We start from the raw sequence: 13,006 nt of genomic DNA, 5'->3' as shown, positions 1-13,006 counted from the left end.
GTCGGCTCAATCGCGCATTGGCCGCCTGGATCCGCCTGCGCTCAGCGCGTGCAGGGCCTGTCGAATGACGACTTCTTACCCTCAATTTGTACTGGACAGAGCGCTTTAACTTGACTAGCAAACTCATGAAATTTGCCACAGGGTCGTCGGCGCTGGGATCACCCGCGCGCCGGCGTGTCCGTCAAGGGAGTGACCCATGTCCAGCCGTCTCAAGGCCCTCTCCGCACTGGTATTGTCGTTGCTGTTGCCGGTGGCAGCGCATGCCGACAGTTCGTTTGTCGATCACCGCGGTAAGACGATCACGTTTGCCAAGCCGCCGGAACGGGTCGTCACCATCGTCCGCTCCGCGCCGATCATCTATCGTGCCGTCGATGGCAAGGCGGACAATATCGCCGGCATGAACAAGGATAGCCTGGTGCGTTACTTCACCAAGGGCATCTATGCCGACATGCTGCCGGAGATGGCAAAAATCAATGCCAGTGCCGCCCAGGACGGCTTCGTGCCGAATGTCGAGGCGATCCTCGCGCAGAAGCCGGACGCGGTGATCCAGTGGACCCATGACGAAAATCTGATCGAGCCGTTGGAGCGCGTCGGGCTTACCGTCGTCGGCTGGCAGTGCTGCTCGGAGCAGGACCGGCTCGATTACGTCACGCTGACCGGCTACATGACCGGCCGCAACGACCGCGCCCAGGCAATCCTCAAGGCGCAGTCCGACCGGCTGAAGAAACTAGACGCCAAGGTCGCAAAGCTGGACAAGGCCAAGCTTCCGACCGTACTGCACATCGACAAGGTGGCCGACCAGATCCAGGTGATCGCCAACGGCTCGCAGGACCTGTCGCTGAGCGGCGTCACCAATCCGGCCGCCGACGGCACCGGCGAATGGTGGCGCACGGTCGATTTCGAGCAGCTGCTCGTCTGGAACCCCGACATCATCATCATTCCGGCCTATGCCGACGACCTCAACCCCGAAGATTTCTTCGACAATCCGGTTCTGGCGAGCCTGAAGGCCGTCAAGGACAAGCGCGTCTACAAGCAGCCGGTCTTTGCCCGCACCCCCGACGCGCCGGAAATTTTCCTGACGTCGGAATGGCTGGCGGCAATCGCGCACGGCGCCGATTTCGCGCCCGCGTTCAAGGCGCAGATCGGCGAGACCTACAAGCTGATCTACGGTGCCGCACTTTCGGGCGAACAGGTGCAGTCGATCCTCGAATCCGAGCGCAACGCGCCGGCGAACAAATATGCCGAACTCTTCGACTAAGGCACAGGCCACAGGCTGGGTCGGTCGGAAACTGGCATCGGTTTCCGTCCTCCCGGTCCTGATCGCGCTGCTGGTCGCGGTCATTCTCTATTCGATTACCATCGGGCGCTACGACCTGTCGGTTCGCGATGTCGCCTACATCCTGGTCGACAACATCCATCCGCTGGTCACGCCCTATTGGGACCCGGTTCAGGAGGTCGTCGTCGAGCAGGTTCGACTGCCGCGGATCCTGGCCGCCGTCATCGTCGGTTTCGGGCTTGCCGTTTCGGGGGCTGCGCTGCAAGGGTTGTTCCGCAATCCGCTGGTCGATCCCGGCATCATCGGCGTCACCTCGGGTGCCGGCTTCGGCGGCACGTTGGCGATCCTCATCGGCCTGCAGGGCTATCTGCTGCTGGGGCTGGCGTTTCTCTTCGGTGTCGGCAGCGTCTTTCTGGTGAAGCTGCTCGCCACCGTTCGCGGACGCACGAGCATGCTGACGCTGGTCCTCGCCGGCGTGGTCATATCGGCCTTCTTTTCGGCGGCGATTTCCATCGCCAAGCTGCTTGCCGATCCCTTCCAGAAGCTGCCGGCGATCACGTACTGGCTGATGGGCAGCATCGCCTCGAGCAACTATCTCGACGTGCTGCTGGTCGCCGCCGCCGTCGTTCCGTCCGCTGTCGCTATCTACCTCCTGCGCTTCCAGATCAACATCATGTCGCTGGGCGAGGAGAAGGCCCGGGCGCTCGGAACGAAGGTCGTTCTCGTGCAATGGATCATCCTCATCGCCTCGGCGCTGATATCGGCGGGCGTGGTCGCGACCTCCGGCATCATCGGCTGGGTCGGCCTTGTCATTCCCCACGTTGCCCGCGCGCTGGTCGGCGCCGATCACCAGAAGCTTCTGCCGGTCTCCGGCGTGCTCGGCGCGATCTATCTGCTGCTGGTCGACAATCTCGCGCGCACGCTGACCACGGCTGAAATCCCGCTCGGCATCATCACGGCCTTGATCGGCGTGCCGGTTTTCGCGGTGATCCTGCGCCGCCTGCATGCCAAGGGAGGCTGGTCCAGTGATTGAGGCAAGCGATCTGACCGTCGAACGCGGCGGCAAGACCATCCTGAGAAACTACAGCCTCAGCCTGACGCGCGGGCGGACGCTGGCCGTTCTCGGCGCCAACGGCGTCGGCAAGACCACGCTGATCAACACCCTGATCGGACTGATCAAGCCGCGGTCCGGGCATCTTTCGATCGCCGGGCAGGTGGGTTTCGTGCCGCAACTGTTCGAGGTGCCGTTCGCCTACTCCGCGCTCGATATCGCGCTGATGGGACGGGCTCGCCATCTCGGCCTGTTCGGGGCGCCCGGCAAAAAGGATTACGCGATCGTCCGGCACTATTTCCATATGCTCGGCATCGAACATTTCGAGCCGCAGACATTCAATTCCCTGAGCGGCGGCCAGCGCCAATTGGTAATGATCGCCCAGGCGCTGGCGTCGGAGTGCGAGCTTCTGGTGCTCGACGAACCCTGCGCAGCACTCGACTACAAGAACCAGGACAAGGTCCTTGGCCTGCTCGAACATTTGAGGGAGGCACATGACATGACGATCGTCTTTTCCACCCACATGCCGCAGCATGCGGTCGAGATCGCCAGTGACGTGCTCTTGATGACCAGCGGCAACAGCTATGTCTCTGGCCCGACTGCGCAAGCGTTGAGCGCCGAGAACCTGACGGCGCTCTATGACCTGCCGATCGCGCGGGCCGATTTCAACGGGCTTTCAAAACACACCTATGCGCCGGTCTTCCGCCATGACGGAGCCAGCATCGATGGCTGAGAACGCGGGACGTAGCAAGGGCATTGCCTACATCCACTGGGGCAACAGCTGGCAACTGCGCAGCTTCCAGGATTTCCGTCACCATCTCGATGATCTGATTTACATCCACGATCTGCCCAAGGTGGACCTGTCGGCCTATGCGGCGGTGGTGATGCCGGATGCGATGGACGCCGGCGCGCCGCGTGCCTATGCCGAGCAACTGAACGCCTATCGTCATGGTGGTGGCTTTCTCGTCGTCTTTCTGCAGGGCCATGCGAGCTGGCTCGACGTCAAGGGGCTGGAATGGACGCCCGGCAATTGCCGCGACTGGCTGTGGTGGACCAAGGGCGAAAGGCTCGAAGTCAGCCTCACCGAACCGCACCACCCGATCACCGACAGCCTGCCGCTGTCGCATATGAGCTGGCATTGGGGTGGCTCCTACAACGTGCCGGCGGGCGCGCGCTCGATCCTTGAAATCGACGGTGGCGGCGGCAGCCTCTTCCTCGACTTTCCGTCGCTGCCAGGTGGCGGCCGGCTGCTGCTGGCAACGCTCGACCCACACTCGCACAACGGCCAGCGCTTCATGCCGGCAACGACGCGCTTCCTGCAGTCCTTCTACCCGTGGCTCAACCGCGAACTCGGGATAGAACGAGCACGGAGAAACCGCTTCACCTACCTGCAATGCTCGCATGTGCCGTCCGAGTGGCACCCGGAGTGGATCGAGCCGAGCCTGAAACGGGCCGGTTTCGAGCCGTCGTTTGCTCCACTCGGCGCGCTCGGCCCGGAACTGTTGGATGGGACCGACACGCTCTACATCCCGAGCAGCCATGACGAGTTCTTCCTGAAGAGCCGGGCAGGCGATCTCATCGGTTTTCTCGAGCGTGGCGGAAACCTGATCATCTGCGCCGAACCATGCCAACCCTGGTTGCCTTTCATGGCGCCATTCCACGCGGTTTCGCCGCGGCCGTTCAGCAACATCAAGGTCCGGGTGCGCAACGACCGCTTCGGCATCTTCGCTGACCTCGGCGACGGCTTCGATGGCTGGCAGGGGATTTTCGGTCAATACGCGCGCGGCTGGACCGATCCGCCGCCCGGCGCGATCTGGCTGACCGATGTCGGGCCGCAAAGCGATCCGAAACCGGCCGACTGGCTCTGGCAATATCCAACGGCGACGGGACGCGGCGGCTACGTCTTCATGCACAACGGCGACAACATGACCCGCTACCCCGACCACGGACCGAACAAGGAGGCACTCGTCGCCAACATCGCCGTCGCGCTGCGAAAGCTGTCGACCGGCGAGATCCTGTTCTAGTGCGCATGTGACAAGGGGTGAGGTCGGGGCAGGGCGGCTGATGGATCTGACGAACGGCAACCGCAGCGATATCGCTGGCGATCCGGGTCAAACCGCGGAAGCGATTGACAAGGGCGCTCTGGACCAGGGTCTGTTCCAGGGCGAGACGCGCCGCTGGCGGGAAGTCAGCCCCGGCATGTTTCTGGGCGCGACCGACCTTCGCGTCGACGAGCCGCTCGTCTATCGCAGCCGTACCTTCCCAGCGATCTGCCTGTCCGTCGTGCTGGAGGGCTATGCCACCAACATGACCGAGGGTCTCGAGGGCGGTTTCTGCCCGGATGAAGTCTGGATCACCTCCACGGGAGACAGCCTGCCGACCAGCATGACCATCCATCCGGGTCAGCCAGTGCGGGTGGTGGAACTGCTGCTGACGCCGGCATGGGCCGGGCACAACCATGTGCAGATGAAGGACGACCCGACCTATCATGCCATGCAGCGCGCCATGTGCCAGCCGGTCATGATCAGGCGACGACCCCTCGATGCGCGGCTGCGCCAGCTCGCCTGGTCGGTGCTCGATCCTCCGGCGGCCGGCGTCTTCACCAACGTGCATCTCGACGCCTGTGCCATGAGCCTGCTCGGGGCGCTGGCCGAAGCCTTCCGGCCGACCGAAGCCGCCGCAACCGCGCATCTTCCGCCGAAGTCGCTGGAACGGATGCTGGAGCTGCGAAGGCATATCGATGCAAACGCTGCCGAAATCACCTCTCATTCGGCGCTCGCCGCCGCCTTTGCCATCAGTCCGAGCAAACTCAAGCAGGATTTTCAGCGTGCCTTCGGCATCAGCGCCCGCGAATATCTTCTGGAACGCCGGCTGCTCATCGGCAGAAACGCGATCCTGCGCGACGGGCTGAGCATTGCCGAAGCCGCCTATCGCGCCGGTTACCAGCACCCGGCGAATTTCACGGCGGCCTTCACGAAACACTACGGCTATCCGCCGAGCCGATTGAAATCCTGAGTGGCATAAAACTGGACAAAATTTGTAAGCTTTTTGTCGAAACCCATAAGCCAAGTGCCTCGACCGCATCCTCGCCGCCCACGATAATCCGCGGCGAAATGGGGTCCGGGGATTGATCATGAAAACTGCCATGCGGCTTGCAGCACTTCTTGCTGGCACGAGCCTGCCACTTACCGCCTTCGCTCAGGAGGCCAAAAACGAGACCACGCTACAGCCGATCATCGTGACGGCGGGCAAGCGCCAGGCGGAAGCCGCCGACTTGCCGGCGAGCATTGCCGTCGAGAGCGGCCCGTCGCTGGTGCTGCAGAAGAAGCGGCGTCGCGACGACGCGATCGCGGCCGTGCCGAACGCGCAGGTCGGAGCGGTGACGGCAAAGCTCTATACGTCGTTCACCGCTATTCGCGGCGTCGGTTCCTCGCTGATAGAAAGCGACCCTTCGGTCGGCGTCTATCTTGATGGCGTCGGTATCGGCAATGCCCAGGCCCATAGCGGCACGCTTCTGGACGTCGACCGTGTCGAAATCCTGCGGGGACCGCAGGGAACACTTTACGGTCGCAACAACATCGCCGGCTCCGTCAACATCATCTCCAACCTGCCCGATCCCGAGCGCCTTGGCGGCGAGGTCGGCGTGGATTTCAGCCGCTTCGGCACCCTCACCGCAACCGCCATCATCAACGCCCCGATCGGCGACAATGGCTGGGCGGTGCGCGGCGCGCTGTCGACCTCGAAGACGGACGGGTTCCTCTATTCGACCGGCGACGGCGCCGACCTTGGCGGCGGCAAGGACGTGCACGGCCGCGTCAGCGTCGCCGGTGATATCACTGACAATCTCGAATTCCTCGGGATCGTCGATATCGAGCGCCAGGTGCTGGACGGCGAGATGTTCGGCATGCCGGAGCAGGATTTCAAGGACGGCAAGCGCGGCGTGGCGATCGACGATCCGAGCCGGATCGAAAGCGATCTCGCCACGCTCTCCGGCCAACTGACCTATACGCTCGACAATGGCGACAAGATCGTCTCGATCACCGGCTTCCAGAAGAGCGCGGTCGAGGTCAGCGGCAACGGTTTCCCGATCGGATATTTTGGCGCCTATGACGCGCTGTTCCAATCCCTGGGCTTTCCGAATTTCCGCTACCGTGAGGAAAACCCGTTTGAGGGTGACTACCGCCAGTTCTCCCAGGAGATCCGCTATGTCTCCGAGGATAACGCCGATTTCAACTGGGTCGGCGGCGTCTACGGAGAATTCTCCAGGGGTTCGCGCACCTATGGCGCCAACAGCACCTTTACCGGTGGCGAAGCAACGCTTTCGACCCGTGGCGATACAGACACGACCTCGCTTTCGGCCTTTGCCGATGGCACCTACGCGCTCAACGATGACTGGAAGGTCTTCGGTGGCCTGCGCGTCGGTCACGATCGCAAGTCCTTCGACTACGACTTCAGCGCCAACAGCATTGCCCAGATGCTCGGCCTGACGGCAACATTTGCGCCGGGATACAGCGCAAAGATGTCGGAGACCTATGTCACGCCACGCATCGGCCTGCAGTTCGAACCCATGGATGGGCTGAACCTTTATGGCGGCATCTCCAGCGGCTACAAATCCGGCGGCTTCAACTCCGGCTTCGTCGGCATCGGTGACGAGGGGCCGTATGATGCCGAGCGGGTCATCAGCTATGAGGTCGGCCTGAAATCGGCAAGCCTTGACGACCGGCTGAAGGTCGACGCTTCGCTATTCTACATCGACTGGCGCGACCAGCAGGTCCAGGGCTTCAATGCCCTGACCGGCGCGACGCCGATCACCAACGCACCGCGCAGCCAGTCCTATGGCGGCGAGTTGTCGGTCGGGTTCGACATCGACGAACATTGGACCCTGACGGCAGGGGCGGGCTACGCCGACGCGACCTACAAGGCCTATCACAACGCACGGGCGCTTAACGGTGCCGGCAGCGTCGACGTCAGCGGCAACCAGCAGCAGTTCGTCTCCCGCTTCACCGGCAATGCCGGCATCGCCTACCAGTGGGAGACCGGCTTCGACGACCTCATCGGCAAGGCCGGCGTCAACTACCGCTACCGTTCCAGCTACTATTTCGATGTGCAGAACACGATCCGGCAGAAGGGGTACGGCCTTCTCGATGCCTATGCAGGGCTCGAGAACGAGCGTTACGCGGCCTACGTCTTTGCCAAGAATATCGGCGATGTCGACTACCGCGTCGTTGCATCCGATCTCGGCGTTGGCCGGCTGGTTTCGCCGGGCGATCCGGTGACGGTCGGTGGCAGCTTCAAGATCAAGTTCTGAGCGCGCCGATGGCTGACGACACGTCAATTTCGCAAGGCGAGGCGAAGAGCGGCGATGTTGCCGGCGGCGGCGTCGCTTCCCGCCTCTGGGGTCTGACGGAGGGGTATCGTCGCCACATGGCGGCGGTCGGCTTCCTGTCGACGCTGTCGGCGGCATTGGAAACGGCCGCTGCCGCCCTGGTCGCGCTCATCGTGGGCGAGCTGATCGCCGGCGATCGCGATCGTGCCATTCTCTGGTCTGGCGCGCTGTTCGGCGCGCTCATCCTGTCCTGTCTGTTGCAGATGGCTGGCAACCTGCTGGCGTACCGGGTGGCGATCGAGGTCCAGACCGAGACGCGTCTGCGCATCGGGCGAAAGCTTTGGGCCGCTCCGCTCGGGGCCATTCAACGTTTCGACGCAGCGCGTGTCCGGCGCACGCTGATGGAGGATGTCGAGCGCATTGAGGACGGCATCGCCCATCTGATCCCGGATCTGGTCGCGATATCCATTGCGCCGGTCTTCCTCGTGGCCTTGATGTTCGCGATCGACTGGCGGATGGCGGTTGCCGTGCTGGCCCCTATCGTCACCGGCATCGTCGCCTTCTCGATGGTCATGCGGCGTGACGGCGGACTATCGAGCCGTTTCGTCGAGGCGCAGGCGGCGGTCGACACCGCGCTACAGGAAGCCGTCACGATGGTCCCTGTCATCAAGGCCTATGGGATCGAACCGCAAGATTTGACCCGCGCCGAGGCTGCGTTTCGAGGTGTCGATGAGATCGTCGGCCGTTGGCTCGACTTCAGTGCGTCGGGCACCAATTGGTTCGCCCTGGCGCTGACCTCGACTTTCGTGATCGCGGCGCCGCTTGGCCTGTGGCTCTATCCGCTGCCGCAGGGCATTTCAGTCCTTGTCTTCTTTCTCCTTTCAGCCTTCATCCTGTCGTCGATCGGCACGCGGTTGTTCGGCGCGATGGGCCGCCTGCGGATACAGGAGGCGTCGCTTGCGCGCGTCGACGCGCTGATCGGGCTGCCGGATTTGCTCGAGGTGACCGCCAACCCTGAGGTCGAAAGCGGTCTGCGTTTCGAAAACGTCAGCTTCGCCTATTCCGGCACCAGTTCCGGTCCGATCGCCTTGAGCAATATCGACCTTGAGATTCGCTCCGGCGAAAAGGTTGCGCTGGTGGGACCAAGCGGCTCCGGAAAGTCGACGCTGGCGCGCCTGCTGTTGCGCAGCTTCGACCCGCAAGCGGGTCGCATCACGCTCGGGGGACGCGATATCCGCTCCTTTTCGCAGCGGGAACTGGCGGGCCAGTTCACAGCCGTATTCCAGGACACGTTCCTGTTTTCGAAATCGGTCGGCGCCAACATCGCGCTTGGCCGGCCCGATGCGACCGGGGAGGATATCGTGAAAGCAGCGCGCCTTGCCCAGGCCGATGGCTTCATCCGCGCCCTGCCGCAGGGCTATGAGACGGTCCTCCATCGCGGCGAGGGGCTTTCGGGCGGTCAGAAGCAGCGCATTGCCATTGCCCGCGCCATCCTCAAGGATGCACCGATTGTCGTACTCGACGAGGCGACCGCCTATCTCGATCCGGACAGCCAGCACGAGGTTCAGCAGGCGCTAGATGAACTGGCAAAGGGCCGGACGCTGATCGCGATCGCCCATCGCCTGTCGAGTGTCCGCCACTTCGATCGGATCGTCTATCTGCGTGATGGCCGCATTGTCGAGAGCGGCAGCCACGACGACCTCATCGCTCTTGACGGCGCCTATGCGCGGCAGTGGCGCTCTCATCTTGCGGCGCGGTCGTTCACCCTCGACAACGAGGTGCGAAGTGATGCCTGAACGGGACAGGCTTCTTCATCTCGGCTTGCGCTTCGATCCGGCGCTTGCCGGGCGGATCGTCGATGGGGTGCTGCTCGGCGCCCAGCCGCTGATTGTCGCAGTGCTGGTGGCAAAGGCGGCCCTGGACCCGCTTTCGCAGGCACCGCTCTGGTGCGCGATCACCCTTGTCGTCATTGTCGTGCTGCGCCGTCTGCTGATCTGGCCGGTCGCCCGGCACCTCTATGCTCGCGCCTATTCCGCCGGCCTGCGCTTGCGGAGAGCGATCCTGCAGCATCTCATCCGCATGCCGCTCGGCGCTTTCAGGTCGATCGATGGCGGCAAGCTGATCCAGGCGATCTCGGAAGACGTGCTCTGGCTGGAAAACCATGCCGCCTACACGCGGCCGGAAATCGCCGCCAACGCTGCAGCTATGGTGGTGTGCTTGGCCGGTGCCGCGATCGTGTGGCCGCTTGTCGGCGCCGTGGCGATCGTCACCATGATCATCGGACTTGCGCTTCTGGCACTGGCGCAGCGCATGCTTTTGACCGGGCTCGATCGGCGCGCGGACAGCCTTGCCGCGGCGGCGCTGGTGATGCAGGAAAACGCCGAAGGCGTCGCGGTGCTCAGAACCTTCGTTGCTCGCGGCGAGATCGGCGATGACTTCGCCCGCAGTGTGCTGCGTCTGCGCGATGGCGCCTGGCGCGGGGTCCGGCGCATGACACCGATCGCGGTGCTGTTTCGCATGACGATCGATCTGTCGGCGGCATTTTCGGTCTTTGTGGCGGTTCTCGCGCTCGCGCAAACGGAACCGGCATCCGGGGCCGACGTCGTGCGGCTGGCCATGGCCGCCCTGCTCGTTTTCTCGGCCACCGTGCCCGCCCGAAACTTTGCCAGCCTGACGGCGATGCTGACGCTTGCCCGCCTCGGCCGTCGCAACATTGAGGCCATCCTGACGAACCCGACGCTGCCGCAGGGGGAGGAAGCCGCCGTCGGCACCTTCGGCGTAACCTACCGCAACGTCTCACTCACCTATAGAGGCAGGAGCGAACCGGCACTCTCAGATGTCTCGTTTGCGGCCAACCAGGGGCAGATGATCGCGCTGGTCGGCGCCAGCGGCAGCGGCAAGACCACCTGTCTGCAAATGATGATGCGGTTCTTCGAGGCCGACGCCGGCGAGATCCTCATCGGTGGACGCAGTATCCGCGATTTCGACAGTGCCGCGCTGGCATCGACGATCGCGCCGGTTTTCCAGGAGACGCTGCTGTTCAACGACACCATCGGCAACAACATCCGCATCGGCCGGCCATCGGCGTCGGAGGCCGAGGTGGCCGATGCCGCCCGCGCCGCAGCCATGCACGACACCATCATGGGCTTTGCCGACGGCTATGACACGGTTGTCGGGGCGCTTGGAAGTCGGCTTTCCGGGGGTGAGCGCCAACGCATTTGCATTGCCCGGGCGATCCTGAAAGAGGCGCCCATCGTGATCCTGGATGAGGCAACCTCGGCGCTTGATCCTGAGAACGAAGAGGCGATCCAGCAAGCGGTGTCGGCGCTTGCCGCGGGCCGCACGCTGTTTGTCATCGCGCACAATCTGCACTCCGTCGTCGGCGCGGACCGCATTCTCGTGATGGACCGTGGCCGGCTCAGCGCGAGCGGCCGTCATGAGGAGTTGCTTCAGACGTCGCCGCTTTACCGACAAATGTGGAGCCGCTCGATGGCCGGGCGCGACTGGTCGTTTTCGCGATGACAGGAGATGGCGCCACGAGCGCTTGAGACCGGGACAGCGGTCACGGCCTCGTTCGCCACTCGACAGCCGTGCCAAGCGCCGCTACATCGGCGGCCATGCAACTCCGCTTCGATCGCACCGCCTTCCTGTCATCCGTTCTGATTTTCGTCGCCCTGGTTCTCCTGGCAACCCTTGGAGCCGGATGGGGTTGGGTGCGCGGTTTTTCCGGCGATGTGCTGGCCGTGATGTGGGTCTACTACGCGCTCGCCGCGTTGCTGAGGGCGCGGCCGGCGTTACTCGCCGGCGCGGCATTCCTGATGGGCGTGGCGATCGAACTCGCCCAGTATCTGGCGGCTTCGCTCGGGATCCGTATCTCCGATCCGATCCTGAGGACCGTTTTCGGCGCCACGCCGGACTGGTGGGATGTTCTTGCTTATGGGCTTGGATCCGTTGTCGTGCTGGGGCTGGCGGCGCTCGCCCGCTCGCGACGACGGACCGCGCCGCAGCTGCCGTCGCCGGCACGGTGGCCTGCCGATTGAGCCAAGCCGTGACCGCCGGGAGAGAAAAACCTGCGTCGATGGAATAGAGTTCGCTGATCTCCGTTATTCCTTCGGACCGGAGATGCCGGTCGTTCTCAACAAGGAGTTACGGGCATGAAGAACCATTGGAAATTGAGCGCAGCCCTCATCGCCGGCGTTGCCACCTTTGCCGGCACGCAGGCCCAGGCGAAAGCGACCACCGCGCCGGCGCCGTCGGTCGACAGGCAGGTGGGCGGTTACAGTGACGGCACGATCCTGGTCGCCGGCAACAGCTCCTCCAACTCGTCGAGCAATTCTTCCTCGAACTCCTCGTCCAACAGTTCGTCGAATTCGAGCTCCAATTCCTCCTCGAACAGCTCTTCCAATTCGAGTTCGAACTCCAGTTCGAATTCCTCGTCCAACAGTTCGTCAAACGGCTCAGACCGTTCCTACCGGCCGGGCAAGGTCTGGCATACACGCTGACGACGACGTTGCGGGATCGATACGAGAAGGCGGGGACCGGGCAACCGGTCCCCGTTTTGATGTCGGCTAGTATTGGTGTCGAATGGACGTCAGCGCGCGGCGCGCGCGATCTTTCGATACCAGCCTGGGCTCGCGATCGTGTTGCGGTAGACGGTGTCTCGGTCTGCTCTTTCGGCGGCTGTCTCCGCGCGGATCTCGGCCGTGATCGCGGCATCCTGTCGGCGAAAGGGGATGACCTGGACGAGCGGCGTGCCCTTCTCGATCGTATGGACGCCATCCCGCGCCGTGGCGAAGAACGGGAAGTGTATATTGGCGCTGTAGGTGTCGGTATCAACGACGCCTGCGACGCACTCGAACGGCTGCGGTGGCCGGTTGAGCGGCGGCACAAACAGGCAGCTCCAGCCTGGAGGCGTGCGGATCGACCAGTAATTGTGAAACTTGCACGGCGGGCTCGGTGCCTTCGGATTTCCCGCAACCTGGTGGGCGGCGTGGTTGCTGACCATCACCCGATCGAATTCCCAGCCGGCCTCGACGTCTCGGCCGTCGTCGCGGATTTCGAGCCGCACGGTTGCCGCCAAGGGCAGGATCCAACCGGTCGTCATCGCGTCGAGAAACGGCATGCAGCGCTTGATGGTCAGGCCGTTGTTGCGGGCCGACAGATGCTGCGGGTCGACAGCGGGCAGCTTGCGAAACCATTCGGGCAAGCTGGTCTTGGCAGCCACCGGCGGCGCGATCACCCCGAGGTCCTGCGGATCGCACAGGAATTGAATGCTGGGCGGGTCTTTCTTCCAGAAGTGCAACATGTCCATTCTCCGTTCGGGTGGATGGAAGAACGGATGCGGCGGACGTTT

Annotated in this window: 11 protein-coding genes; 9 read left to right on the top strand and 2 right to left on the bottom strand. The window is 63.5% G+C overall.

Features of this window, described 5'->3' with window-relative positions; all coding sequences use genetic code 11:
* The first annotated feature begins 196 nt into the window (after nucleotides 1-196).
* The 9 genes from RTP54_RS17595 to RTP54_RS17555 all read left to right on the top strand — a co-directional run bounded on the left by RTP54_RS17595 (nucleotide 197) and on the right by RTP54_RS17555 (nucleotide 11,693).
* Nucleotides 197-1,258: an ABC transporter substrate-binding protein gene (locus RTP54_RS17595; protein ID WP_312364619.1), complete on the top strand. Its 1,062-nt coding sequence runs from the start codon at nucleotides 197-199 to the stop codon at nucleotides 1,256-1,258.
* Entirely contained in the window at nucleotides 1,239-2,309 is a 1,071-nt protein-coding gene (locus tag RTP54_RS17590; RefSeq protein WP_312364617.1) for an iron ABC transporter permease, read from the top strand. Before RTP54_RS17595 ends, RTP54_RS17590 begins: the two co-directional genes overlap by 20 nt.
* Nucleotides 2,302-3,060, top strand: coding sequence for an ABC transporter ATP-binding protein (locus RTP54_RS17585; RefSeq protein WP_112806327.1), 759 nt, complete (start codon nucleotides 2,302-2,304; stop codon nucleotides 3,058-3,060). Before RTP54_RS17590 ends, RTP54_RS17585 begins: the two co-directional genes overlap by 8 nt.
* Nucleotides 3,053-4,351 (top strand): hypothetical protein, encoded by a 1,299-nt coding sequence (locus tag RTP54_RS17580; RefSeq protein ID WP_312364614.1) that lies wholly within the window; start codon nucleotides 3,053-3,055, stop codon nucleotides 4,349-4,351. The genes RTP54_RS17585 and RTP54_RS17580 overlap by 8 nt, the downstream gene beginning before the upstream one ends.
* A 40-nt stretch (nucleotides 4,352-4,391) precedes the next feature.
* Nucleotides 4,392-5,342, top strand: coding sequence for an AraC family transcriptional regulator (locus RTP54_RS17575; RefSeq protein WP_312364612.1), 951 nt, complete (start codon nucleotides 4,392-4,394; stop codon nucleotides 5,340-5,342).
* Between the two features lie 118 nt (nucleotides 5,343-5,460).
* Nucleotides 5,461-7,635 carry a TonB-dependent receptor domain-containing protein gene (locus RTP54_RS17570; RefSeq protein ID WP_312364610.1) on the top strand — a complete coding sequence of 725 codons (2,175 nt, stop codon included), beginning with the start codon at nucleotides 5,461-5,463 and terminating at the stop codon, nucleotides 7,633-7,635.
* Nucleotides 7,636-7,643: 8 nt separating this feature from the next.
* Entirely contained in the window at nucleotides 7,644-9,449 is a 1,806-nt protein-coding gene (locus RTP54_RS17565) for an ABC transporter ATP-binding protein (RefSeq protein WP_312364608.1), read from the top strand.
* Nucleotides 9,442-11,175: an ABC transporter ATP-binding protein gene (locus RTP54_RS17560; RefSeq protein ID WP_312364606.1), complete on the top strand. Its 1,734-nt coding sequence runs from the start codon at nucleotides 9,442-9,444 to the stop codon at nucleotides 11,173-11,175. The genes RTP54_RS17565 and RTP54_RS17560 overlap by 8 nt, the downstream gene beginning before the upstream one ends.
* 95 nt (nucleotides 11,176-11,270) lie before the next feature.
* A complete protein-coding gene (locus RTP54_RS17555; protein ID WP_312364604.1) occupies nucleotides 11,271-11,693 on the top strand; it encodes a DUF2809 domain-containing protein in 423 nt (140 codons plus the stop codon).
* 236 nt (nucleotides 11,694-11,929) lie between these two features.
* Here the strand turns inward: RTP54_RS17555 and RTP54_RS17550 are convergent, their stop codons facing one another.
* Together RTP54_RS17550 and RTP54_RS17545 are read right to left on the bottom strand one after the other, a co-directional pair.
* A complete protein-coding gene (locus RTP54_RS17550) occupies nucleotides 11,930-12,094 on the bottom strand; it encodes a hypothetical protein (RefSeq protein WP_312364602.1) in 165 nt (54 codons plus the stop codon).
* 150 nt (nucleotides 12,095-12,244) lie between these two features.
* Nucleotides 12,245-12,958: a DUF6065 family protein gene (locus RTP54_RS17545; protein WP_312364600.1), complete on the bottom strand. Its 714-nt coding sequence runs from the start codon at nucleotides 12,956-12,958 to the stop codon at nucleotides 12,245-12,247.
* Nucleotides 12,959-13,006: the final 48 nt, after the last annotated feature.

The organism is Ensifer sp. (assembly GCF_031989085.1).
Taxonomy (GTDB): domain Bacteria; phylum Pseudomonadota; class Alphaproteobacteria; order Rhizobiales; family Rhizobiaceae; genus Ensifer.
This window is presented reverse-complemented; position numbering and strand designations above follow the sequence as displayed.

Coding starts and splice junctions, on each gene's coding strand:
- RTP54_RS17595 (WP_312364619.1), top strand. CDS start 197: ATGTCCAGCCGTCTCAAGGCCCTCTCCGCACTGGTATTGTCGTTGCTG.
- RTP54_RS17590 (WP_312364617.1), top strand. CDS start 1,239: ATGCCGAACTCTTCGACTAAGGCACAGGCCACAGGCTGGGTCGGTCGG.
- RTP54_RS17580 (WP_312364614.1), top strand. CDS start 3,053: ATGGCTGAGAACGCGGGACGTAGCAAGGGCATTGCCTACATCCACTGG.
- RTP54_RS17575 (WP_312364612.1), top strand. CDS start 4,392: ATGGATCTGACGAACGGCAACCGCAGCGATATCGCTGGCGATCCGGGT.
- RTP54_RS17570 (WP_312364610.1), top strand. CDS start 5,461: ATGAAAACTGCCATGCGGCTTGCAGCACTTCTTGCTGGCACGAGCCTG.
- RTP54_RS17565 (WP_312364608.1), top strand. CDS start 7,644: ATGGCTGACGACACGTCAATTTCGCAAGGCGAGGCGAAGAGCGGCGAT.
- RTP54_RS17560 (WP_312364606.1), top strand. CDS start 9,442: ATGCCTGAACGGGACAGGCTTCTTCATCTCGGCTTGCGCTTCGATCCG.
- RTP54_RS17555 (WP_312364604.1), top strand. CDS start 11,271: ATGCAACTCCGCTTCGATCGCACCGCCTTCCTGTCATCCGTTCTGATT.
- RTP54_RS17545 (WP_312364600.1), bottom strand. CDS start 12,958: ATGTTGCACTTCTGGAAGAAAGACCCGCCCAGCATTCAATTCCTGTGC.